General features: G+C 36.8%; 19 protein-coding genes, 3 tRNA genes and 1 pseudogene. 12 read left to right on the forward strand and 11 right to left on the reverse strand.

Annotated features, from left to right (window positions below):
• The first annotated feature begins 27 nt into the window (after positions 1-27).
• From DI487_RS03250 to DI487_RS03265, 4 genes and pseudogenes are all read left to right on the forward strand, one after another.
• Positions 28-1,881, forward strand: coding sequence for a M61 family metallopeptidase (locus DI487_RS03250; RefSeq protein ID WP_109568387.1), 1,854 nt, complete (start codon positions 28-30; stop codon positions 1,879-1,881).
• Between the two features lie 86 nt (positions 1,882-1,967).
• A pseudogene (locus DI487_RS03255) lies at positions 1,968-3,271 on the forward strand (DUF819 family protein).
• 16 nt (positions 3,272-3,287) lie between these two features.
• The gene (locus DI487_RS03260; RefSeq protein ID WP_109568388.1) at positions 3,288-4,001 is read left to right on the forward strand and encodes a DUF4369 domain-containing protein; all 714 of its coding nucleotides are present in this window, start codon (positions 3,288-3,290) and stop codon (positions 3,999-4,001) included.
• A 124-nt stretch (positions 4,002-4,125) separates the two neighbouring features.
• Positions 4,126-5,115, forward strand: coding sequence for an aldo/keto reductase (locus DI487_RS03265; RefSeq protein WP_109568389.1), 990 nt, complete (start codon positions 4,126-4,128; stop codon positions 5,113-5,115).
• A gap of 124 nt (positions 5,116-5,239) precedes the next feature.
• Here the strand turns inward: DI487_RS03265 and DI487_RS03270 are convergent.
• The 5 genes from DI487_RS03270 to idi form a co-directional block, all read right to left on the reverse strand.
• A tRNA-Thr gene (locus DI487_RS03270) sits at positions 5,240-5,313 on the reverse strand.
• A 108-nt stretch (positions 5,314-5,421) separates the two neighbouring features.
• On the reverse strand, positions 5,422-5,691 hold the full coding sequence (locus DI487_RS03275) for a hypothetical protein (RefSeq protein WP_109568390.1): 270 nt from the start codon (positions 5,689-5,691) through the stop codon (positions 5,422-5,424).
• A gap of 58 nt (positions 5,692-5,749) precedes the next feature.
• Complete coding sequence (locus tag DI487_RS03280) at positions 5,750-6,709, reverse strand: type I phosphomannose isomerase catalytic subunit (RefSeq protein ID WP_109568391.1); 960 nt, start codon at positions 6,707-6,709, stop codon at positions 5,750-5,752.
• Positions 6,710-6,715: 6 nt separating this feature from the next.
• Positions 6,716-7,126: a 6-pyruvoyl trahydropterin synthase family protein gene (locus DI487_RS03285; RefSeq protein ID WP_109568392.1), complete on the reverse strand. Its 411-nt coding sequence runs from the start codon at positions 7,124-7,126 to the stop codon at positions 6,716-6,718.
• 11 nt (positions 7,127-7,137) lie between these two features.
• Complete coding sequence (gene idi / locus DI487_RS03290; RefSeq protein WP_109568393.1) at positions 7,138-7,665, reverse strand: isopentenyl-diphosphate Delta-isomerase; 528 nt, start codon at positions 7,663-7,665, stop codon at positions 7,138-7,140.
• A 194-nt stretch (positions 7,666-7,859) separates the two neighbouring features.
• On the opposite strand from idi, the gene DI487_RS03295 reads away from it, so the two are divergent.
• Entirely contained in the window at positions 7,860-10,100 is a 2,241-nt protein-coding gene (locus tag DI487_RS03295; RefSeq protein ID WP_109568394.1) for a cation:proton antiporter domain-containing protein, read from the forward strand.
• On the forward strand, positions 10,097-11,608 hold the full coding sequence (locus DI487_RS03300) for an NAD(P)H-hydrate dehydratase (protein WP_109568395.1): 1,512 nt from the start codon (positions 10,097-10,099) through the stop codon (positions 11,606-11,608). Before DI487_RS03295 ends, DI487_RS03300 begins: the two co-directional genes overlap by 4 nt.
• Here the strand turns inward: DI487_RS03300 and DI487_RS03305 are convergent.
• From DI487_RS03305 to DI487_RS03325, 5 genes are all read right to left on the reverse strand, one after another.
• Positions 11,598-13,160 carry an NAD(P)/FAD-dependent oxidoreductase gene (locus tag DI487_RS03305; protein WP_109568396.1) on the reverse strand — a complete coding sequence of 521 codons (1,563 nt, stop codon included), beginning with the start codon at positions 13,158-13,160 and terminating at the stop codon, positions 11,598-11,600. The two genes, DI487_RS03300 and DI487_RS03305, sit on opposite strands and share 11 nt — an antisense overlap.
• Before the next feature lie 68 nt (positions 13,161-13,228).
• Positions 13,229-13,295 (reverse strand) — tRNA-Asn (locus tag DI487_RS03310).
• Between the two features lie 44 nt (positions 13,296-13,339).
• Positions 13,340-13,413 (reverse strand) — tRNA-Asn (locus tag DI487_RS03315).
• A 73-nt stretch (positions 13,414-13,486) separates the two neighbouring features.
• Positions 13,487-14,812, reverse strand: a complete 1,326-nt coding sequence (gene rseP / locus DI487_RS03320) for an RIP metalloprotease RseP (RefSeq protein ID WP_109568397.1) — start codon at positions 14,810-14,812, stop codon at positions 13,487-13,489.
• Between the two features lie 76 nt (positions 14,813-14,888).
• Positions 14,889-16,802, reverse strand: a complete 1,914-nt coding sequence (locus DI487_RS03325) for a M1 family aminopeptidase (RefSeq protein ID WP_109568398.1) — start codon at positions 16,800-16,802, stop codon at positions 14,889-14,891.
• Positions 16,803-16,940: 138 nt separating this feature from the next.
• On the opposite strand from DI487_RS03325, the gene serS reads away from it, so the two are divergent.
• The 6 genes from serS to DI487_RS03355 all read left to right on the forward strand — a co-directional run bounded on the left by serS (position 16,941) and on the right by DI487_RS03355 (position 22,818).
• Entirely contained in the window at positions 16,941-18,215 is a 1,275-nt protein-coding gene (serS, locus tag DI487_RS03330) for a serine--tRNA ligase (RefSeq protein ID WP_109568399.1), read from the forward strand.
• A gap of 71 nt (positions 18,216-18,286) precedes the next feature.
• Positions 18,287-20,068, forward strand: a complete 1,782-nt coding sequence (locus tag DI487_RS03335) for a tetratricopeptide repeat protein (RefSeq protein ID WP_109568400.1) — start codon at positions 18,287-18,289, stop codon at positions 20,066-20,068.
• Positions 20,069-20,077: 9 nt separating this feature from the next.
• Positions 20,078-20,404, forward strand: a complete 327-nt coding sequence (locus DI487_RS03340; RefSeq protein WP_109568401.1) for a DUF4286 family protein — start codon at positions 20,078-20,080, stop codon at positions 20,402-20,404.
• Positions 20,405-20,438: 34 nt separating this feature from the next.
• Positions 20,439-21,218 carry a 16S rRNA (adenine(1518)-N(6)/adenine(1519)-N(6))-dimethyltransferase RsmA gene (rsmA, locus tag DI487_RS03345; protein ID WP_109568402.1) on the forward strand — a complete coding sequence of 260 codons (780 nt, stop codon included), beginning with the start codon at positions 20,439-20,441 and terminating at the stop codon, positions 21,216-21,218.
• Positions 21,208-22,560, forward strand: coding sequence for a magnesium transporter (gene mgtE / locus DI487_RS03350; protein ID WP_109568403.1), 1,353 nt, complete (start codon positions 21,208-21,210; stop codon positions 22,558-22,560). Before rsmA ends, mgtE begins: the two co-directional genes overlap by 11 nt.
• 9 nt (positions 22,561-22,569) lie before the next feature.
• A complete protein-coding gene (locus tag DI487_RS03355) occupies positions 22,570-22,818 on the forward strand; it encodes a hypothetical protein (protein ID WP_109568404.1) in 249 nt (82 codons plus the stop codon).
• On the opposite strand, the gene DI487_RS03360 is transcribed toward DI487_RS03355, so the two are convergent.
• On the reverse strand, positions 22,819-24,087 hold the full coding sequence (locus DI487_RS03360) for an MgtC/SapB family protein (protein ID WP_109568405.1): 1,269 nt from the start codon (positions 24,085-24,087) through the stop codon (positions 22,819-22,821).
• Positions 24,088-24,145 lie beyond the last annotated feature (58 nt).

The raw sequence follows: 24,145 nt of genomic DNA on the forward strand, positions 1-24,145 counted from the left end.
CTAATAGGAACCAAAATAAATTTAATAATGAAAAAAATAATTCTTACACTAGCATTGGTAGGCATGTTCTGGAGTTGTAAACCAACTCAAACTTCTGTAAAAAATGAAGTTGATGTTACCATTGACCTAGTAAATGTAAAAGATGATAAAGTAATGGTAACGACTGTCCCTCCGACCATTACAACTGAAACAGTTACGTTTCATATCCCTAAAACTGTTCCGGGAACTTATTCTGAAGATGATTACGGAAGATTCATCGAAGGATTTAAAGCTTTTGATGCTAAAGGAAACACACTTAGTGTAGGCAAAATCGACGAAAACTCATATACTATTTCTGATGCTAAAAAATTAGCCAAAATAACGTATTGGGTAAATGACACATTTGATACTGAGACCGGAGCCGGTTTCGGAAACTCTGAAGATGTGTTTTCACCTGCCGGAACTAACATCAAAGCCGGAGAGAATTTCATGCTTAACACACATGGCTTTGTGGGCTATTTCGATGAAAAAACAGAAACTCCTTATAAATTAGTGGTACAACATCCGGATAATTTATTAGGTGTATCTGCTATGAATGATGCAGACAACAGCGACACTTCTGACTTGTTCACTACTACTCGTTATGCCAGCTTAGTAGAAAATCCGATCATGTACTCTAAACCTGATTTTACAGAATTTATGGTTGATGACATGAAGATTATCATTAGTGTATATTCTCCGACAGGAAAATACACTGCTAAAGACATTACGCCTAACATGGAAAACATGATGAAAGCACAAAAACGTTTCTTAGGTAAAATGAATACGACTAAGAAATATGCGATCTTATTGTACCTGTCAGATGTAAGAGCACAAGATGCTAAAGGATTCGGTGCATTAGAACACCCGACATCTACTACTGTTGTAATGCCGGAAATGATGGGATTGGAAATGTTACAGGAACAATTAAAAGATGTTGTATCCCACGAATTCTTCCACATCGTAACTCCTTTAACGGTTCATTCAAACGAAATTCAATACTTCGACTTCAACCAACCGCAAATGTCAGAGCACTTATGGATGTATGAAGGAGTAACAGAATACTTTGCTAACTTGTTTCAAGTGAACCAAGGTTTAATTACAGAAGATGAATTCTTTGAAAGAATGTCTCAAAAAATTCTTCAATCCAAACAAATGGATGATAAAATGAGTTTTACTAAAATGAGTAAAAACGTTTTTGAACAACCTTATAAAGATCAATATGTAAATGTTTATCAAAAAGGGGCTTTAATTGCTATGTGTGTTGATATTATCATTCGCGAAAAAAGCAATGGTGAAAGAGGCATTTTAGACCTTATGAACAAACTCTCTAAAGAGTATGGAACTACTAAAGCTTTTAAAGACAACGAACTGTTTGCTAAAATAACAGCTTTAACGTATCCTGAAGTAGGTGCTTTCTTAAACAAATACGTAGCCGGAGAAACTCCGATACCTTATGATGAGTATTTTGCAAAAATGGGAGTTACCGAAGCTACTTTGCAAATTGACGGAAACCCTTTCTTAAAAGGACAAGTTCCATATATCACTGTTGATCCGTCAACAAAAGAGATCAAAATCTTACCGAATATTGAGCTGAATGCTTTCATGACCTCTTTAGGTATTAAAAACGGAGATATCATTAAAGCAGTTGATGGTAAAGAATATAACCTTGACAATGTATACGATCTTGTTTTAGGCAGTATGAACTGGAAAGATGGCGACGACATTGCCGTTACGATCAAAAGAGACGGAAAAGAACAAGTTCTAAAAGGCAAAATTACTTTACCTAAAGAAAGTAAAGAAGGATATCAGGTAACTGACGAAAGCAAAAAAGCATTACGTGAAGCTTGGTTAAAAGGGTAAAACTAAAATTTATTCTAACATATAAATCCTCAAAGTACTCAGTATTTTGAGGATTTTTTCTTTTATTTGTGCCAAAATAACACAAAATGCATAATCCACCTTTCTTTACTGATGATACAATAGTTTTCGGAATTCTAATGTTTCTTATAGGATTAGTTTTCTATACTTCCTCAAAAGAAGAAGGCTTCTGGAAAAAATTCTACAGCATTGTTCCGGCTTTATTACTATGCTATTTGTTACCCGCGTTTTTTAGTTCGTTCCACATTATTTCCCCGAATGGACAGAACTGGATTCCAAAGGCGAAATAGTAACTAAAAGCTCAAAAATTTACTTTGTTGCCAGTCGTTACTTACTACCGGCAGCTTTAGTGCTGATGACAATCAGCATTGACTTAAAAGCCTTACTAAACTTGGGTCCGAAGGCCTTAATTATATTTCTGGCAGGAACTATAGGGATCATTCTAGGCGGTCCTGTAGCCATTTTGATCGTTTCAGCTTTTTCACCTGAAACTGTAGGAGGTCAAGGTTTTGATGCCGTTTGGAGGGGATTATCTACTTTGGCTGGTAGCTGGATAGGCGGCGGTGCCAATCAGGCAGCTATGCTTGAAATATTCAAATACAACCAACAAAAATATGGCGCCATGGTCTTGGTTGACATCGTTGTTGCTAATATCGGAATGGCTGCCTTACTTTATGGTATTGGCAAAAAAGAAGTCATCAACAAATGGCTGAAAGCCGACAATTCTTCTATTCAGGAATTACAAGATAAAGTTTCGAGCTATCAGGAAAGTGTTAAACGAAACCCCACACTGACCGATTACATGATAATTGCGGCAATAGCCTTTACCTCAGTCGGATTGGCACATTGGGGTTCAAAAGTGTTAGCCGATTTTTTCAACACTCATTTTGAAACGGTTCGCGACCCAAAAAGCTTTGCCTCTACATTCGGTGGCACCTTCTTTTGGATGATTACTATTGCTACTATACTGGGTATTGCTTTGTCTTTTTCTCCCCTAAAAAAATATGAAGGAGCCGGAGCCAGCAAAATAGGAAGTATTTTTATTTATATATTAGTGGCTTCAATCGGAATGAAGATGGATCTGTTTGCTGTATTAGAAAATCCGGGGTTAATTATGGTAGGAATCCTTTGGATGACCATTCACTTTTTAATTATTTTTATAGTGGCTAAACTTATCAGAGCACCTTATTTCTTTATAGCTGTCGGAAGTCAGGCCAATGTAGGAGGCGCCGCTTCAGCACCGGTTGTCGCATCGGCTTTTCATCCGTCACTCGCAAGTGTTGGTGTTCTATTAGCCATTTTTGGCTATATTGCCGGAACATACGGAGCTATTCTTTGTACTTATTTAATGGAAATTGTATCACCTCAATAATTTGTTTATCTCATATATGAAAAAAGTTATTCTTTTCGGATTAGGTCTATTGGCTTTCGTTGCCTGCAACAAACAAGAACAAAACGGTAATGTTCATCTTACAGGTGATATAAAAGGTTTAAGCCAGGGAAAATTATTCATTAAAAAACTTCAAGACACTACTTTAGTTACTATTGATAGTATCAATTTTAAAGGAAATTCTAATTTTGATACGGCTTTTGATCTGGAATCACCTGAAGTAATTTATTTATTTCTGGATCGCGGTCAAACCAATTCTATAGACAACAGTCTGGCTGTTTTTGCTGAACCTGGAAACATTACCATCAATACTTCTTTAAACGAATTCTATAGAAGTGCGAAAGTAAAAGGTTCTAAAAACCATGATCTATGGAAAAAATTTGATTCCTTAAATTCTAAATTTACAGATGCTAATCTGGAATTGATTACTAAGAGACTTCAAAACGAAATCGATTTTAATCAAAAAACACACGATAGCATTGAAGATGCTTACCAAAAACTATTGGTTCGCAAATACCGCTACGTAGCTAATTTTGCCGCAACTCATGGTGACTATGAAATAGCGCCTTATTTAGCATTAACTGAAATTCCGGATATTGCTTTACCTTATTTAGATACAGTTGCTAAAAAAATGACTCCGAAAGTAGCTGAGTCTAAATATGGTAAATTTTTAAAAGAACATATTGAAGAACGTAAAAAATCAGAACAATAAATAACAAGAGGCTTTTGCCTCTTTTTTTATTTCTTCGTAAATTTGAGGAACTACTTATTTTTACAAGCTATTCCCGTTAGGGAAAACACTTCATTCGTAAATTAATTTACAACAAATAAGAACTATGGAATTCAGAAAACTAGGAGAAACAGATTTAGCCGTTTCTGCAATTACTTTTGGAGCATGGGCTGCCGGAGGATGGATGTGGGGCAAAACCGAACATAACGATGCTGTCGAAGCAATTAAAGCTGCTTATGATCTAGGCGTAACCTCTATTGATACGGCTCCCATTTACGGGCAGGGAACCAGTGAAGAAATCGTTGGAGAAGCTATAAAAGGAATTGCCCGTGACAAAGTACAGATTCTGACAAAATTCGGAATGCGCTGGGATCTGGCTAAAGGAGATTTCGCTTTTAAAAGTCAAAAGAACAACGGTGAACCTATTGCTATTTATAAATACGCCGGAAAAGAAAGTGTTATCAAAGAATGTGAAGACAGTTTGAAAAGGCTGGGTACTGATTATATTGACCTGTACCAAATACACTGGCCGGAAAGCACAACACCTATCACAGAAACTTTTGAAGCCGTAGAACGTTTAATTGAACAAGGAAAAATACGTTATACCGGGGTATGCAATTACACTGCTGCGCAAATGGCTGAAGCTGAAAAAGTCGTTAAATTAGCATCCAATCAAATTCCATTCAGTATGGTAAATCGTGATGTGGAAAAAGAAACTGTACCCTATTGCATAGAACACAATAAATCCGTTTTAGCTTATAGTCCGTTAGAAAGAGGTTTACTAACCGGAAAAATGAAACCCGGTTATCAGTTTCAAGAAGGGGATCACAGGGCTCAAAACAAGTTTTTCACAGATGAAAGTATTACTAAAACTAATGCTTTTTTAGCGAAAATAAAACCTCTAGCTGATGAGAAAGGCGCTACTTTAGCCCAATTGGTCTTACGTTGGACCATAGAACGCCCGGGAATCACTATTGCATTAGCCGGAGCCAGAAATGCGGAACAATCCGTTCAAAACGCAAAAGCGATTACTATTAAACTTACTACTGAGGAAATTGCTTTTATCAATAAAGAATTAGAACAAGCCGGTTTATAAAAATGGTTTGTTTACAGTATAAAAAAAAGGAAAGCAAATGCTTTCCTTTTTTTTTGATTTGATAGAGTAACTTTTCTTTCTTTTTTTCCAAAAAAAGAGAAAACAAAAGTTTTCTCTTTTTAAGAGCCGATGGAGGGACTCGAACCCACGACCTGCTGATTACAAATCAGCTGCTCTAGCCAGCTGAGCTACACCGGCATTTAAAATTCACGTTATCACTGATGTCCCGTGAACTTTATTGCGGTGCAAATATAAATCTGTTTTTTACATTTGCAAAAAAAAACCGCATTTTTTTTATACTTTTTTTTAGTTTAAATCGTTGATTTTTGCAACTAATTGATTAGCAGCTTCCTCATATTCTTTACGAATTTCTTTGAAGTATGCTTTTTTATTTTCAACTGAATTATTGTTGATTTTAGTAATCAATTCATCATATTTGTCGTAAATACTATCAACAATTTCATCCGTAGCCTCAGTCGGTTTCCCTCCGTGAGTCATCTCCCATACATAAACGATGTTTACTAAATCTCCTAAAACGTAGTTGATTTCTTTTTTCAAGTTTTTAACGCTTGCCATTTTTTCTTTGGTTTAAAAATTTATGCAAAATTAAAGAAATATCTTTTACAAAGCCTTTTTATAGAAAAATTTCTAACAAAGTTGCCTTACCTTCTATAACTATTGAAGATATTTCAGCCGGTATCAGTACTGTATCTCCTTTTTGATATGTATACGTTACACCCTCGACAGTGAATGTAACTTTTCCTTCTGCACACATAAAAACAGTAAAAGAACCTTCATGCGATTTCCATTTTACTGTTCCATCCACCGGTAAAGCATCGGTATTGAAATAAGGACAGTGTACTAATTCTGTAGCTTGATTCTCATTTGCTGTATACGTGATCTTTGAAGGCGTCAGTTCATAATTAATTGCTTCTAACGCTAATTCTGTATGCAATTCTCTGGATTTTCCTTCGGCATCTACTCTGCCCCAATCATATAAACGATACGTCACATCACTGGTTTGCTGAATTTCAGCGATTAAAACACCTGACCCGATAGCATGAATGGTTCCGGTTTCTAAAAAGAATACATCACCTGCCTTTACCGGAATTTCTTCCAATAACTCTAACAATGAATTATTTTCCAAATGTTGTACATATTCTTTCTGATTACTTGCTTTTTTAAACCCAACCACTAAACGTGATTGTTCTTCAGCCTGCATTACATACCACATTTCGGTCTTACCAAAAGAATTATGACGCTTTTTAGCCAACTCATCATTGGGATGCAATTGAATAGACAGATCTTCACGGGCATCAATGAATTTGAACAGCAACGGAAACTGCTGTCCGAAATTCTCTAAAACTCTTTCTCCTAAGATCTCTTTCGGGAAATCGGCTATGATCTCATTGAGATTCCGACCTTTCAAATCGCCATTTGCCACAACACTTATATCACCGGGAACAGTCGATATCTCCCAACTTTCGCCGGTAATCTCAGAAATAATGGGTTTATTCAAGTAATCTTTTAATTTGGTTCCTCCCCAAATTCGTTCTTTTAAAATTGCTTCAAATTGAATAGGATAAGCTTTCATGTTACATTATTCGCCTTTATAGGTTACAAAATTTCTTGGGGTTTCATATAAAGTTACTTCCAATTCTTTATCTGTACTGATCAAAGATCTCAGTTTATTCCAGATAACGACGGCTATATTTTCGGCTGTAGGGTTTAAGTCTTTGAACTCCTCTACATCCATATTTAGATTCTTATGGTCAAAAGCTTCTTCTATGTGTTCCTTAATCAGATCGGCCAGAATTTTTATATCCATTACAAAGCCGGTTTCTACATCTATTTGTCCGGTTACACTTACAACCAGTTCGTAATTGTGCCCATGGAAGTTCGGATTGTTGCATTTTCCAAAAACGGATTCGTTTTTTTCCATAGACCAATCTTTGCGGTACAAGCGGTGCGCAGCATTAAAATGGGCTTTTCTGGAAACAGTAGCTCTCATAATACTAGTTTTTAAACTTTATGACTTTCTAAGTGATGGTAAAATTCATCAAAAATTATCTTGAACCAAACGGTATACATTTCAGGATTTAGCTGCAGATCTTCCTTAATATCATCTATTGCCATCCATTTCCAACTTTCCACTTCTTCGGGATTTATCTTCGGCTCTCCGTCAAATCTACCGATCATAACATGATCCAGTTCGTGTTCTGTTAAACCGTTATCAAATGGTGCTTTATAAATAAAATGGAATAACTCCTTCAACTCTACCTCAAATCCCATTTCTTCTTTCAGCCTTCTCTTTCCGGCTTCTACATTGGTTTCTTCCGGTCGCTGGTGACTACAACAAGTATTGGTCCATAATAAGGGAGAATGGTATTTTGACTTTGCTCGTTGCTGAAGTAAAACCTGATTCTTATCATTCAATACAAAAACGGAAAAAGCCCTATGTAACAAAGCTCTTTCATGAGCTTCTATTTTTTCCATAAGTCCGACCGGTTTGTCGTTTTGGTCAACCAATATTACTTTTTCTTCTTTCATAAATTGAATACTTAATCCTTAGTTTTCACGAAATACAAATTTAATAATATAAACCGATAAAAAAACTTTTCATTTACCTCTATAGCTCTAACCTTTATCATAATCTTTTCATAAAAATCATTTTTCGTTTTAACTACTCTTGCCCGATTACATTTCTTTGCTTAATTTGGAGGGGAAAAATCTAATAGAATTATATGCCGTTTTATAGTTTATCACAAAATGCAATTCATTTACCCGGACTAATCACTGACTTGGGCCTGATCCTGATTACCGCAAGTATTGCTGTAATTATTTTCAAGAAGCTAAAACAACCATTAGTCTTGGGATATCTGGTTGCAGGTTTTTTAGCCGGTAATAATTTTCATTTTTTTCCGACAGTAGAAAAAACACACGATGTTTCCATCTGGGCAGAAATAGGTGTTATCTTCCTTTTATTCAGTTTAGGGCTAGAATTCAGTTTTAAGAAACTAACAAAAGTAGGCGGAACAGCTTCTATTACGGCATTAACACAAATTGTCTGTATGGTCCTTTTAGGTTATACAGTTGGACAACTAATGGGCTGGACTAATATGGACAGTTTGTTTTTAGGTGTCATTCTATCTATTTCGTCTACCACCATCATTTTAAAAGCATTTGAAGAATTAGGTGTGAAGAGCCAGAAATTTGCCGGAAATGTTATCGGTTCACTGATCGTTCAGGATATTTTAGCCATTTTAATGATGGTCTTACTTTCCACTGTTGCTGTAAGTAGTCAGTTTTCAGGAAGCGAATTAATCTTTGCTATCTTGAAGCTGATCTTCTTTTTAATCTTATGGTTTATTTTAGGAATCTTTTTTATCCCTAGTTTCCTCAATAAAGCCAAACATCTTTTAACGGACGAAATGCTCCTGATCATATCTATCGCACTTTGTTTATTAATGGTCATCTTTGCTGCCAGTGCTGGGTTCTCACCCGGATTAGGTGCTTTCATCATGGGATCTATTATCGCTGAAACAACCGAATCAGAACATATTGAAAAATTGATCAAACCTGTAAAAGACCTTTTCGGTGCAATTTTCTTTGTTTCAGTCGGAATGCTTATCAATCCGCAAACCTTAGTTACCTACTATGTTCCGGTAATTATTTTGACTTTAGTTACCATTTTCGGGCAATCCATAAGTTCTACGATTGGTTCTCTTCTTTCCGGACAACCTTTAAAACAATCCATACAGGCTGGTATGAGTTTATCCCAAATAGGAGAATTTTCATTTATCATTGCTACTTTAGGCTTATCACTAAAAGTAACTCAGGACTTTTTATATCCGGTAGTAGTTGCCGTTTCTGCAATCACTACTTTTACAACGCCTTACATGATTAAGTTCTCTACCCCGTTTGCCGCTTTTGTTGAAGACAAACTTCCTAAAAGATGGGTAAAACAAATTGAACGATACAGTGCCTATACCCAAGCAATAAAACCGACAAGCCTTTGGAAATCTTATATCTTTGATTACACAAGACAGGTAACCATCAATACCGTTTTAGCTGTTGCTATTATTTTATTATCCCGTTTTTATTTGCTTCCCTTTACCGAAGAACTTAAATTACCTTTCAGTTCCATCATTACAGCTTTGGTTACTCTGATGTTTTTATTGCCGTTTTTATGGGCGATCTCTTTGAAGCGTATCAATAAAGAAGCTGTTCAGAGTTTAATTCAGGAACGAAAATACAGAGGTGCTATAATTATAATGTTCATCGCGAGAATGCTGCTTTCTGTATTTTTGATCGGTTTTATGCTTAATAAGATCATCTCGCCTTTCTTTGGCATTATAATGTTCTTTCTGGCTATATTCGTTTACATTACCTATACAAAACAGATCAATCAGTTCTATTATCGTCTGGAAGATCATTTTCTGAAAAATTTCAAAGAGAACGGAAAAGAAAGCAAACCTAAAATCGAACGTCAGAACCTTACACCCTGGGATGGTCACATAGCGTCTTTTGTTGTTCCGTGCGATTCTGTTTTCAGCGGTCATACTATAGAAGACTTAAAGATCAGGGAGCGATTCGGAATTAACATTGCTTTCATTAAACGAGAAAACAAAACCGTATACATTCCTTCAAAAACGGAACTCATTTATCCTCAAGATGAATTGCACGTGATCGGAACGGATTTACAAGTCAATGAGTTCAAAAAATATTTAGAGAACCACCTCATATCCACAGACAATTCTGATATGGAAATTGTACTTTGGAAACTGGATATTAAAAACACTTCTTTCGTTAACAAAAGTATTAAAGACTCTCTCATACGAGAAGAAACGAACGGAATTATCGTTGGAGTAGAACACAATGGTCATCGCATGCTAAATCCTAAATCAAGCTATATCCTTCACGATAGCGATGTCGTTTGGATCGTTGGCGACAAAAACAAAATTAAATCCTTTATTGAAGAATGAAAATCTTAACAGCGGAACAGATCAAAAAAGTTGATGTATTTACCATACAAAACCAACCTATTTCTTCCATTGACCTTATGGAAAAAGCGGCAGAAGCATGCAGTAAATGGATCATGAAACATTTTGACAACCAACATAACTTTCATGTATTTTGTGGCATAGGCAACAATGGCGGTGACGGTTTGGCAATTGCCAGAATATTGAAACAAAAACTCTACAATGTAACGGTATACGTCAAAAAAAGCGATCATTATTCTGAAGATTTCGAATCTAATTTTGAGCTTTGGCATGCCAATAAAGGACAAACCATTACCATTGAAAGCATGGTCGATCTCACTCTTCAACCGGACGAAAATACCATTATTATTGACGCTATTTTTGGCTATGGATTAAACCGCCCTGTGACCGGACTGGAATCTTCAATTATTCAATACCTTAATTCGCTAAATAAAAAAACGATCAGTATTGATCTTCCTAGCGGTCTTTTTACGAATGACAATCATAAAAACACTTACGATACGATTATAAATGCCGATTACACGCTTACTTTCGAATTTCCGAAACTATCCTTATTACTTCCGGACAACGAACATAAAAGCGGCACAATAATCATTTTACCCATTGGCTTGCTACCGGAAGGCATTGCCCAACAAAGTACTGATGTGTATTTCACTACCTTTGAAGATTGCCACCGGATCTATCAACCCAAAACAAAATTTGCGCATAAAGGAACAAACGGACATGCACTCCTGATTACAGGAAGTCTAGGAAAAATGGGAGCTGCTGTTTTATCGTCGAAAGCATGTTTAAAAAGCGGAAGCGGATTAGTAACTGCACTAATTCCACGAAGCGGAAACACTGTTATTCAGACAGCAAATCCGGAAATCATGACACTTTTAAGTGAAGAAGAAAACATTGTTTCAGGAAATTTTGCTTACCACTACGATGCCGTAGGCATTGGCCCGGGTATCGGAAAAGAGCAAAATACCTTAGCACTCCTGAAAGAAGTACTTATGAATTGTAACAAACCATTGGTTATAGATGCAGATGCCTTAAATTTATTGGCCGAACATACAGAACTTCAAAAAACAATTCCCGTAAACAGCATTATCACACCACATCCGAAAGAATTATCTCGCTGGATCGGTTCATGGAAAAACGACACTGAAAAAATAGACAAAACACTCAAATTAGTAGACCAACTAAAAATTTATGTTGTGCTGAAAGGTGCTTATACCTGTATCTTTTGTCCGGACGGAACACTCCATTTCAATAGTACCGGAAATCCGGGAATGGGAACGGCCGGAAGCGGTGATGTTTTGACCGGAATAATAACCGGTTTATTAGCTCAAGGATATACTGCAAAAGAAAGCTGCATTCTGGGTGTTTACCTTCATGGTTTAGCAGGTGATCTGGCTTCTACAGAAAAAAGTCAGGAAAGTTTAATTGCCTCTGACATTATTGATTTTCTAGGAAAAGGCTTCCTTCAATTTCAACCTACTTTTTAAGGTTTTCAGCGATCTTCAGAGCACATTTTTCTCCGTCTATAGCGGCTGAGATAATTCCTCCGGCATAACCCGCTCCTTCACCGCAAGGGTAAAGTCCCTTAATCTGTATGTGTTCTAAAGTTTGCGGATCTCTCGAAATTCGTACAGGAGAAGATGTTCTGCTTTCAGGTGCATGCAAAATCGCTTCATTGGTAAAATAACCTTTCATACTTTTTCCGAACTCCTGAAATCCCTGACGCATCGTTTGTGTCAAGAATCCGGGAAAAACCTCTCCTAATTCGATTGAAGTTGTTCCGGGCACATACGACGTTTTGGGTATTTCAGCAGATGTTTTTCGTTGCGAAAAATCTACCATTCGCTGTGCGGGAACTTTTTGAGTTTGTCCTGCCAAACGCCAGGCACGTTGCTCAATATCTTTCTGAAATTCCATTCCGGCTAACGGTCCGAATTTAGCAAACGGTTTAAAATCTTCCAATCGTAATTCTACCACAATTCCGGAATTTGCAGTAGCCTGATCTCGTTTTGAAGGAGACCAACCGTTAGTTACCACTTCTCCCTCAGCAGTAGCACAAGGTGCAATAACTCCACCGGGACACATACAAAAAGAGTACATTCCCCTTCCGTTCACCTGCTTCACAACCGAATAAGGTGCCGGTGGCAAATATTGCCCTCTGAAATCACAAGAATACTGAATACTATCGATCAGACTTTGCGGGTGTTCAGCCCGAACTCCTAATGCAAAAGGCTTTGCTTCAATCTCAATCCCTTTTTGGTATAACAATTCAAAAATATCCCGTGCCGAATGTCCGGTTGCCAAAATAATATTAGGCGCTAAAATAGTATTGCCATATTGCGTAACAATTCCTTTTACCTCATTATTCTTAATGAGAATATCCGTTACTTTAGTTTCAAACAAAACCTTTCCGCCATGTTCAATAATTTTTTCACGAATATCCTGAATAATCTGTGGTAGTTTATTAGTCCCAATATGAGGATGCGCCTCAACCAAAATTTCCGATGACGCACCATAAGCTACTAATAACTGAAGAATTCGATCTACATCGCCGCGTTTTTTAGAACGGGTGTATAATTTTCCGTCAGAATACGTTCCGGCACCTCCTTCTCCGAAACAATAATTCGATTCCGGATTAACCACATGATCTCTATTGATCGCTTTTAAATCGCGACGACGCCCACGGACATCTTTTCCACGTTCTAAAACAATTGGCTTTAATCCTTTTTCAATCAATTGCAAAGCCGCAAACAGGCCAGCCGGACCTGCTCCAACTACAATGACTTCCTGTGCATTTTCTACATTCGGATATTCCGGAATTCCAATAGTCGTTTCATGGTATTCTTCTCCTACTAAATAAACGATAGCCTTAATGTTGATTTTGATGCTCTTTTGACGCGCATCAACAGAGCGTTTCACAACATTTACCTTCTGAATATCCTGAGGAGAAACTTGGAACAGCTTAGCCACATGTTGTTTTAACAGCACTTCCTGAGCTGCTACTTCCGGAGAAACTTGAAATTGAAATTCACGTGGCATGACAACAGTAGTATTTAACGTATTGATACAAAAAAAGCCCAACTTTCGCTAGGCTTTCTATTTTTTGCTCCCCTCTTGGGCTCGAACCAAGGACCCTCTGATTAACAGTCAGATGCTCTAACCAACTGAGCTAAGGAGGAATAACCGTATAGGTTAAATTCCGTTTACAAAAAAGTTTGCTCCCCCTCTTGGGCTCGAACCAAGGACCCTCTGATTAACAGTCAGATGCTCTAACCAACTGAGCTAAGGAGGAAGGTGTATTACCTTTTTTGCGAGTGCAAATATAAACCGTTTTTTTATACTCACAAATTATTTTTCTAAAAAAATCAGAAAAATTTATCGATTATTAACTGTACAATATCTTTACCAAATGTTAATGCCATCAATGTTAGCAAGATAATCATTCCTGCTGTCTGAACATAGCCAGCTGCTTTATCACTTAATGTTTTTCCAGTAATCATTTCAGCAATAGTGAACAAGGCATGACCTCCGTCTAATCCCGGAATAGGTAACAAGTTCATAAACGCTAAACCGATTGAAAATAATGCTGTGAAATTCCATATAAACTCCCAGTTCCATGTATCCGGTAATTGGCGTGCAATCCCCACCGGGCTTTTCACTTGTTTATAAGCTCCTGTAGCCGGTCTTAAAATCAATTTGAAACTTTTGACATTATATACTAATAAAGACCATGATTCTTTTATAGCAGCAGGTATCGCCTCAAAAAGACTCATTTTTTGTTCAATCACATAATCATCTTTTAAATACGTTCTAAACATAAAACCAAGTTTTCCAATAGAATCGGTTTTTGCTTTTAGTATTTCTTCTTTGTTATTTCTAATAAGAGTTATCGATACCGAATCATTTTTATAATGTCCCAATGTTGATGAAAACTCATCTGTAAATTTAAACTTATTCCCGTTTAAGGCAATAATAGAATCGCCTTTTTTCAGCCCAGCTTTTTCTGCTTGTGTATCAGCCCAAACAGAATCAACAGTTGCTCCCTGCATACGAGGCGCTATAAAATTTCTCCCTTCTTTCGCTAAAATATCACCGATTTGCTCGTCTGTCAAGTTTAGGGTAACCACTTCGCCGTTTCTATCTACTTTAACTTCGCTACTGAATAAAATATCCATTACCATGCGGCTAAAGTTGTCCTGAAATTTTCCGTCTACCGAAACAATTTTATCACCGTTCTTAAACCCTGCTTTTTGACCTACTTCTCCAAAAGCCAATCCGTTTTTCTGAATAACTTCCGTAGAAACGTACTTTTTACCAACCGTCGTATACATTACGGTATAAATGAACCAGGCTAAAAGAATATTTACAATAATACCTCCTAACATAATGATCAATCGTTGCCAAGCCGGTTTTGAACGAAACTCCCATGGTTGCGGTTCTTGTTTCATTTGTTCAGTATCCATACTTTCATCGATCATTCCGGCTAGTTTTACATATCCTCCTATAGGCAACCAACCGATCCCCCATTCTGTTTCTCCTATTTTCTTTTTAAATAAAGAAAAACCGGCATCCATAAAGAGATAAAATTTTTCTACTCTTACTTTAAACCATTTTGCTGTGATGTAATGACCAAACTCGTGAAGAATAACTAAAACCGATAAGATAAATACGATTTGTGCTAATTGAATCATTTTATAATTTCATTTTTACTTAGAACGACAAAAGTAAGGTTTTCACCTTACTTTTTATCATTATTTTAGGGTTAGTCTATTTTTTTATCAATTTTTTATGAATTTCCCCTTCGCTTGTCTGCAGCTTCACGGCATACATTCCGTCTGCCAATGCCGTTAGATCTATCTCAGACTGTTCGCTTTCCAAAACTTTTTGTCCCAAATCATTATAAATAGTCACATTCTGTAAAAGCATTGAATTCGGCATCTTTATCGTCAAAACATCCTGTACAGGATTCGGGTACAATGTAATTGATTCATCAATTGTAAAAGAATCTGTTCCTAAAGTCGCTGTATTATTTCTGGAAATAATGTGGTAATTAGGGTCAAACTCAACATCTGAAACCACAAACGGGACAGCAACCACAAATTCTTGTCCGTTGTATGTATTATCGACAACTACATCCTGAATCTCTCCTCCGGCGCCTAACAACCGGATCTCTAAAGGCATTTCAAAATACGTCACAGAAGCAGTAGACTGGCTTTGATTTACTGTGATCTTTGCCTGACCGGCACCCCAGTTCTGAGCTGTAATTGTATAACTCGGATACCCCTGATTGTAGATCCAGTCATTAAAAAATTCTGTCAAACTACTTCCGTAAACAGCTTCTAAATGAGATTGCAACTGAGGCGTGATCGCATACGCATAAGCCAAGTTAGCATCTGCCAAATAATTTTGCAAGGCTTGAAAGAACAGGGCATCTCCCATTTTCCAACGCAACATGTGCAAAACCATTGCTCCTTTATTATAGCTTAATCTACCACTAAAAATCCTACTCACATTTGTTGCTTCAGTATCTGTTAAATATACTGCCCCATCGACCTGAGACGTAATATTACTAATTTTTGACGCTTTCCAAGAGACAAAATTAGTTACCCCGTCCAGGTTTTCAACAATCAGACCTGATAAATATTCGGCAAAGCCTTCATTCAACCAGATATCTTTCCATGTTCCGCAAGTAATCTTATCTCCGAACCATTGATGGGCTAATTCATGCGCAATCAAATTCCTTCCGAAACTCCCCATAAAAGAAACCGTAGTGTGTTCCATTCCTCCGCCCCAACCAAACTGAGCATGTCCGTATTTTTCATTCAAAAAAGGATAAGGTTCAAACAACGTTTCAAACACATTCATTATAGGCAAGGTTTCTGCTAATTGTGTCTGCGCCGTAGTGTAGTTTTCAGGATAAATATAGTTCACAATCGGAAATGTCGTTCCGATCCCTGCCGTTTGTGTATAGATCTGATAATTAGTTACTGCAATTGCTACCAGATAAGCCGGAATAGGATGACCATGATGAAAATGTGTCGTTTTTGTTCCGTTACCGTTATCCACAACCGATTGTTCTAAACCATTGGTCACACTCACATAAGTATCCGGTGCCGTAATATACACATCAATTGAATCCACTTTGTCGTTTAAATCTTGCTTACACGGCCACCAATCTCGAGCACCGAAAGGCTCTGAGAGTGTATAAATAACAGGTGTACCACTATGAGTTGTTGCAGTAAAAGCCGCTTCGTCAGTGTCAGGCGCTCCCGAATAATTAATCGTAATTGTCGCCGATGTTCCGTTTATTATAGTTGTTGGTAAATTAATTACCAGCTCTTCACTTACATTCTGAGTAAAGGTTAAAGGCACTCCTCCCAAAGTAACGCTACTGACTGTTAAAACATCAGTCAAGTCAAAAGTAATACTGTTCATATCCTCTAAAGCAGTAAACGTAGTCGTTACCTGCCCGCTAATAAAATAAACAGCCGGATCTACGGAAAATCGTAATTCATGATAGGTTATATCATAATTTTGAGTATTCGGATTAACTTGAAAATTCTGAATCGCAGCAGCAGATTTCATTTCTGCTTCTACCATTCGGTTAAATTCTTCCTGTTCCGTTTGAGCAAAAGCAACAAAGCCTAAAACAAGAAGCATTATTAAGTAAAGTTTTTTCATTTTTGGGAAATTTTAAGCTAATGTAGCCAAAAGCAATCATTTATTAAAATTTTAATAATCAACTTGTTTAAAAATAAAGTATTTCGTTAACAAACTCCCGCTAAATTTCTTTAAATTTGCCACTTAAATTTTTTAATCATGTTACAGATAGCTTACATTAGAGAGAACAAGGAAGAAGTTATCAAACGTTTAGCCAAGAGAAACATGGATGCTAACGATTTGGTAAATTTAGTAGTAGATTTAGATGAAAAAAGAAGAACTACTCAGGTTGAATTAGACAACACTCTTGCCGAATCCAATAAGTTATCCAAAGAAATTGGCGAATTGATGCGAAGTGGCGAAAAAGCCCAAGCAGAAACATTAAAAGAAAAAACAGCTCAGTTAAAAGAAAAAAGTAAAGAACTCAGCGATATTTTAAACGAAGTAGCTGCATCTTTACAAGAAGAACTATACAAGTTACCGAACGTTCCGAATGAAATTGTTCCGGAAGGCAAAACAGCTGATGACAATTTGAACGTATACCAGGACGGAGAAATTCCGAATCTGTTTGAAGGCGCTTTACCACACTGGGAATTGGCAAAAAAATACGACATCATCGATTTTGACCTCGGTGCTAAAATTACCGGTGCCGGTTTTCCGGTGTACAAAGGTAAAGGAGCTCGTTTACAACGTGCTTTAATCAATTATTTTTTAGATAAAAACACAGCAGCCGGTTATCAGGAAACTCAGGTTCCGCATTTAGTAAATGAAGCTTCAGGTTACGGAACCGGACAATTACCGGATAAAGAAGGACAAATGTATGTAGTAAATGAAGAACAACCTTTGTTTTTGATCCCTACAGCAGAAGTCCCGGTAACTAATTTATACCGTGATGTTTTGTTAAACGAAAATGACCTACCGGTTCTTTGTACCGGTTACACTCCTTGTTTCCGTAGAGAAGCAGGTTCTTACGGTGCACACGTAAGAGGTTTAAATCGTTTGCACCAATTTGATAAAGTGGAAATTGTTCGCATTGAACATCCTGACAAATCATACGAAGCTCTTGACGGAATGGTGGAACACGTTAAAGATATTCTTCAAGAATTAAAATTACCGTTCCGTATTTTAAGACTTTGCGGTGGCGATATGGGATTCACTTCTGCTTTAACGTATGACTTTGAAGTGTTTTCAACAGCGCAGGATCGTTGGTTAGAGATTTCATCTGTTTCTAACTTTGAAACGTTTCAAGCCAATCGTTTGAAATTGCGATTCAAAGACAAAGAAGGTAAGAATCTACTGGCTCACACCTTAAACGGAAGCTCATTAGCTTTACCGCGCGTACTTGCAGGAATCTTAGAAAATTATCAAACACCTGAAGGAATTGTAATTCCGGAGGTATTAAGACCTTACACCGGATTTGACATTATTGACTAAGCGTTAATCTTATACAAACAATGCACTATTTTAACACAAATATGTTAACTTAGTGCATTATTTATTTTAGTATGCAAAAAGCCATTTTCACTTTCTTCCTTTTGTTTCAGTTGGTTGCCTTTTCCCAAAACGATCAATTGGCTTTAGATTATTTTGAGAAAGGCGAATTCGACAAAGCGCTTACGTTACTGGAACCTTTAGCCGAAAAACAACCTTCAAACAGCTTTTATTTTGACAAAGTTCTTTTTTGCTATCAGCAATTGCAACAATATGACAAAGCCGGCGAATTAATTGCTAAAAGAAGTAAAAGATACTTTCAACCGTATTTATTTATTGAAGAAGGATACAACTGGCAACTTCAGAAACAGGAAAACAAAGCACATAAAAAATACGAAGAAGCCTTAAAGTCCATCGAAGACAATCCTAATTATGCCTACCAGATAGGAAGTGCATTTGATAAAAAAGTTCTACCGGAATGGGCTTTAAAAGCCTATCAAAAAGGTCAGGAATTAAATCCGAACTTAAATTTTGACTATCAGATCGCATTACTTTACGGACAAATGGGACAACTGGATGAGATGACAAATAAATTACTGGACTATGCTTATCATAAAAAAGAAAGTGCTGTTCAGGTACAAAGCTATCTGACTCGTTTTTTGATCGATGAAGCAAACGAATCTTTCAGCAATAGCTTAAAAAAGGCACTTATTATCCGTACACAAAAAAATCCGGATATTTTCTGGAATGAATTTTTAAGCTGGTATTATGTTCAGCAAAAAGATTACGGAAAAGCATTTATTCAGGAAAAAGCCGTTTTTAAAAGAGATCCGGAATCCTTATACAATATCATTTCATTGGCTAAAATGGCTGTTGAAGATCAACAAACAACAGAAGCTACTTCAATGTTCGAGTTTATCTTGGCAAATACCCAAAATACCTCTTTACAGGTTGAAGCCGAGCATTTTTTAATGCAATCTAAAATTGATTCTGCCGATAAAAAGGAATATCCTGCTCTTGCCGAAGAGATGGACTTACTACTTAAAAAATACGGTTTTACACCTTACACTTTAGACCTGCAAATTCTGACTGCTCATTTTGAAACTTTTTACAGAAATGATGCTTCGTCCGGAATTGCTCTTCTGCAAAAGTCGTTGGAATTACCTTTGAACACCAGACAGTCTTCTAAAATTAAAATGGAGTTAGCCGATATTTTCTTATATGACGAGAAATTCAATCAGGCTATTTTGTATTACGCACAAATTGAAGACAATTTAAAGAATGACGAAATGGCTCATCAGGCCAGTATGAAAATGGCAAAAGCCAATTATTATAAGAAAGATTTTGACTGGGCATTGCAAAATGTAAAAATGTTAAAACAATCACCAAGCTTATTAATTGCTAATGATGCATTGGAACTATTCCTGCTCATTCAGGACAACTCTTCCACAGAAGACAGCACTCACATTGCATTACAAGCTTTTTCAGAAGCTGACCTCAAATTATATCAAAACAAAAAAGCCGACGCTCTACAAGGTTTTCAACAAATTTTAGAACGGCACAAAGGAGAAGAAATCGAAGGAGCAACCTTGATGAAAATCGGACAGATTTATCAGGACTTTAAAAATTACGACAAAGCTTTAGTTTATTACAATACTATCTTAACAGAGCACAAAGACGGGGTTTATATAGACGAAGCTTTATTTTTCTCCGCAGAAATTTATAATAAATTCCTAAGCGATCCCGAACAGGCAAAAGCATTTTACGAAAAAATAATTTTTGAGCATCAGGACAGCATTTATTATACTGATGCCAGACGACAGTATAGAATTTTAAGAGGTGATACTAATATTTAGCAAAACAATATGATTATATACAACGTTACTATCAATATAGACGAAACCGTACACCACCAATGGTTAGACTGGATGAAAAACAAGCATATTCAAGATGTTTTGGCAACCGGTTTATTCACCAATGCCAGAATGGTTAAAGTCTTAGTGGAAGAAGAAATGGGCGGAACTACCTACTCTATTCAATATTTTTGTCCAACCAGAGAGAATCTGGATCTTTATTACAAAGAACACGCTCCGAGATTGCGTCAGGAAGGTTTTGAACTTTTCGGTGACAAAATGTTGTCTTTCAGAACAGAGTTGGAAGTCATGAACGAATTTTTCTCTGAAAGCAACTAAAAAAACTTCCTTTATTCACCATTAAACAAAATAAATGGACAAAGTCAGAGCCAAAAAGCACCTTGGGCAACATTTTTTGACAGATGAAAATATAGCCAAAAACATAGCCGACACGCTTACATTAAACGGGTATCAAAAAGTATTGGAGATAGGTCCTGGTATGGGTGTATTAACAAAATATTTGTTAGAAAAGCCTATAGAAACTTTTGTTATTGAGATCGATACGGAATCTGTAACGTACTTAGAAACACACTACCCTAAATTGCAAGGGCATATCATTTCTAAGGATTTCCTGAAGTATAATATTAATGAAGTTTTCCAGAACGAACCTTTTGCTATCATAGGGAATTATCCATATAACATTTCTTCCCAAATTGTTTTCAGAACATTGGAAATGCGCGATCAGATCCCTGAATTTTCAGGAATGTTCCAAAAAGAGGTTGCCGAACGCATTTGCGAAAAAGCAGGCAGTAAGACTTACGGCATTCTTTCGGTATTGACTCAGGCTTTTTACGAGGCAGACTATTTATTCACCGTACCGGAACATGTTTTTAATCCGCCTCCGAAAGTAAAATCAGGTGTTTTACGTTTGATCCGTAAAGAAAATTATCATTTACCTTGTGATGAAAAATTATTTTTCTCTGTAGTTAAACAAGCCTTTAACCAAAGAAGAAAAACACTTCGAAACAGCTTAAAAAGCTTTATTAATTCTGATAATTTAAAAGAAGATAGTATCTTTGACCTGCGCCCGGAGCAACTTCCGGTGGAACAATTCATTGAACTCACTCAAAAAATAGCTGCCTATGGAGTTTAAAATCAGCAGAGAGCTTATTCACGAACTTGAAGTTTTAATTCAAGAAAATAAAGAGCAGGAAGTTTTTCACTTGCTTAAAGATATGCACTATGCTGATGTCGCCGAAATCATGGAAGAACTGGATGATTATGGCGCTATTTATGTTTTCAACACTTTAGATTCTGAAAAAACAGCCGAGATCTTACTGGAACTTGACGAAGAAGTAAGGATTAAAATTCTGAAAAGCCTTTCGGCTAAAGAGATTGCTGATGAGCTGGACGAATTAGACACTGACGATGCCGCCGATATCATTGCTGAATTACCTCAGGAGAAAAAAGAACAGGTAATATCAGAGCTGGAGGATGTTGAACATGCTAAAGATATTGTTGACTTATTACGCTATGACGAAGATTCTGCCGGCGGATTGATGGCAAAGGAACTCGTAAAAGTCAATGAAAACTGGAATGTTCTGACTTGTGTAAAAGAGATGCGCGCTCAGGCAGAAAATGTTACCCGAGTACATTCGATCTATGTCGTAGATGATGAAGGTCGCTTAAAAGGCCGCCTTTCCTTAAAAGATTTACTAACCACTTCTACTAAAACACCTATCAGCGAGGTATACATTCCCAAAGTAGACTATGTTAAAGTGGATACTGAAGGTGTGGAAGTTGCCCGTATTATGCAAAAATATGACTTGGAAGCTATCCCTGTAGTTGATGAATTGGGACGATTAGTAGGACGCATTACCATTGATGACATTGTAGACGTTATCAAGGAAGAAGCTGATAAAGATTACCAATTAGCTGCGGGTATCTCACAAGACGTAGAAGCTGATGATAGCATTTTAGAGTTAACCAAAGCACGCTTACCATGGTTGGTTCTGGCTTTATCCGGAAGTTTTATAGCCGTTAAGATTGCCAGTACTTTTCAGGGAGCAATGAATGATTTTCCGGTAGTATTCTTCTTTACGCCGCTTATTGCTGCCATGGCCGGAAATGTAGGCGTTCAATCTTCTGCCATCATTGTTCAAGGTTTGGCCAACAATTCTTTGAGTGGCTCCCTTTGGAAACGTTTAATTAAAGAGTTGCTTCTGAGTTTATTGAATGGTCTTTTTTTAGCTGTTTTATTACTAATAGGTAGTCATTTTATTATCGGGGTCGATTATCTAGTTGGTTTTACAGTAGCTATTTCATTAGTTTCCGTCATTATTTTAGCAGCATTAATCGGGACTTTTATTCCGATAACGTTAAACCGCTTCGGCATTGATCCGGCTTTAGCTACCGGACCGTTTATTACCACAAGCAACGATATTTTCGGGATCTTGATCTACTTTTCCATTGCTAAAATCATTTTAGGTTTTTAAACTTTAATTATGAACAGAAAAATAAAATTAATCTGGGATTTCAGAGGTCCGGCTGCCGCCAAAACTGCCGAACATCACGATATTCACCTAAAAGAGTTTCTGGAACAAGAGAAGTACAGCTTACAAATTACCGGTTTTGAGATTATAAATGACATGTATGCGACCGCTTTTCTGGTAGTTGAAGAAAAAGATATGATCACATTCCGAGATAGTTTAAAACCACACAGGGGTGAGGTTTATATTGAACCAGAGGCATAATCAATACGTATACAATAATAGTATTGCTGCAATATTAAAAAGTAATACAACGCCAAAGCCTTTCAAAACCCATTTCTTTGTTCCTTCACCACTTAAAAACCAGGCATAGCCCAACTTTATAATATTATTTCCGACAATAGCCTGAAGGGTTGCTGCCAACAAAGCATGGCTAGTCACATCATAATGTCCCTGAAATAAATTCAACAGAAAAGGATCAATATCTGTAAACCCAACTATAATGGACAGTCCGTTTAGTCCTTGCTGCCCGAAATGAGTAATAGAAAACTGAGTAATAGCCGAAAACAACACATACAACAGTGAAAAAACTACAGCTACTTTAAATTCTAACGGATTACGATCATCTAATATGGGCTGAGAGGCTGAAACTTCATCTTTCCCTGATCTATACATCCAAAAACCGACAGTTAGTGTTACCCCAAACAAGACAATAAAATAAGGCAATGCTTTTAGCGCCAAAGCAACATTAAAAATAACGATCAGGATATAAATGCGTAAAAACATCATAGCTGTTGCCATTACAATTGTAGCTGCGTATGTTTTAGGTTGTCTTCCTGTTTCTTTGCTTTTCTTCGCTAAAATGATCGTACTGGCCGTACTACTATACAAACCACCTAAAATACCGGTAAGCAAAAGTCCCGCTTTAGGAAAAGCATATTTGCGCAACAAATAACTTAGATATGAAATTGCTGATACTACTACTACTGCTAACCAGATATTATAAGGAGATACAGGAAGCCAGTCCAATCCTGTTTCTTTGGGTAACAGCGGTAACACGACTCCTGTTATAATAATGAATTTTGCCAGCGTAATGAACTCCTCCGAATCAATCTCATCGCTAAAATCCTGTAACGGCTTTTTTATCTGGGCTAAAATAATAACTGCTACAAAAAACAATAATGAAAACCAATGCGGATTTTTCAACAAGATCAGTGAAAAAGAATACGTAATTAATCCCAATATCACTGTTGTCAGCCCGTAACGTCCTTCTATCTTAATCTTTTGGAAATAGTAAATCGCAAGAAAAACCCCGACCATGACAAAACCGACCAAAAAAGGAATCAGTGTTTCTTTATCGGCTAACAAAAGTAAAAACCCTAATACTCCGATGAATGCAAATGTTCTGTCTGTACCGAAGGTTTGTTTCTCTTTCGGAAATCTTTTTCTTTGCTCTAAACCGATACTCAAAGAAAATAACACAACGAGAACAAACTCAATTAAAGTTTGAGGAATCCAGTTTTCTACTTCCATTTATTATGACTTAAAATGTATTCCCGTAAAGTTACAAAGTTTTTACAGACAAAACTTT

Origin of the sequence: Flavobacterium sediminis (assembly GCF_003148385.1) — a bacterium.
Lineage (GTDB): Bacteria > Bacteroidota > Bacteroidia > Flavobacteriales > Flavobacteriaceae > Flavobacterium > Flavobacterium sediminis.

Coding starts and splice junctions, on each gene's coding strand:
- DI487_RS03275 (WP_109568390.1), bottom strand. CDS start 5,691: ATGGCAAGCGTTAAAAACTTGAAAAAAGAAATCAACTACGTTTTAGGA.
- DI487_RS03260 (WP_109568388.1), top strand. CDS start 3,288: ATGAAAAAAGTTATTCTTTTCGGATTAGGTCTATTGGCTTTCGTTGCC.
- mgtE (WP_109568403.1), top strand. CDS start 21,208: ATGGAGTTTAAAATCAGCAGAGAGCTTATTCACGAACTTGAAGTTTTA.
- DI487_RS03325 (WP_109568398.1), bottom strand. CDS start 16,802: ATGAAAAAACTTTACTTAATAATGCTTCTTGTTTTAGGCTTTGTTGCT.
- DI487_RS03305 (WP_109568396.1), bottom strand. CDS start 13,160: ATGCCACGTGAATTTCAATTTCAAGTTTCTCCGGAAGTAGCAGCTCAG.
- DI487_RS03280 (WP_109568391.1), bottom strand. CDS start 6,709: ATGAAAGCTTATCCTATTCAATTTGAAGCAATTTTAAAAGAACGAATT.
- DI487_RS03335 (WP_109568400.1), top strand. CDS start 18,287: ATGCAAAAAGCCATTTTCACTTTCTTCCTTTTGTTTCAGTTGGTTGCC.
- DI487_RS03265 (WP_109568389.1), top strand. CDS start 4,126: ATGGAATTCAGAAAACTAGGAGAAACAGATTTAGCCGTTTCTGCAATT.
- DI487_RS03250 (WP_109568387.1), top strand. CDS start 28: ATGAAAAAAATAATTCTTACACTAGCATTGGTAGGCATGTTCTGGAGT.
- rsmA (WP_109568402.1), top strand. CDS start 20,439: ATGGACAAAGTCAGAGCCAAAAAGCACCTTGGGCAACATTTTTTGACA.
- DI487_RS03295 (WP_109568394.1), top strand. CDS start 7,860: ATGCCGTTTTATAGTTTATCACAAAATGCAATTCATTTACCCGGACTA.
- DI487_RS03340 (WP_109568401.1), top strand. CDS start 20,078: ATGATTATATACAACGTTACTATCAATATAGACGAAACCGTACACCAC.
- serS (WP_109568399.1), top strand. CDS start 16,941: ATGTTACAGATAGCTTACATTAGAGAGAACAAGGAAGAAGTTATCAAA.
- DI487_RS03360 (WP_109568405.1), bottom strand. CDS start 24,087: ATGGAAGTAGAAAACTGGATTCCTCAAACTTTAATTGAGTTTGTTCTC.
- DI487_RS03285 (WP_109568392.1), bottom strand. CDS start 7,126: ATGAGAGCTACTGTTTCCAGAAAAGCCCATTTTAATGCTGCGCACCGC.
- idi (WP_109568393.1), bottom strand. CDS start 7,665: ATGAAAGAAGAAAAAGTAATATTGGTTGACCAAAACGACAAACCGGTC.
- DI487_RS03300 (WP_109568395.1), top strand. CDS start 10,097: ATGAAAATCTTAACAGCGGAACAGATCAAAAAAGTTGATGTATTTACC.
- rseP (WP_109568397.1), bottom strand. CDS start 14,812: ATGATTCAATTAGCACAAATCGTATTTATCTTATCGGTTTTAGTTATT.
- DI487_RS03355 (WP_109568404.1), top strand. CDS start 22,570: ATGAACAGAAAAATAAAATTAATCTGGGATTTCAGAGGTCCGGCTGCC.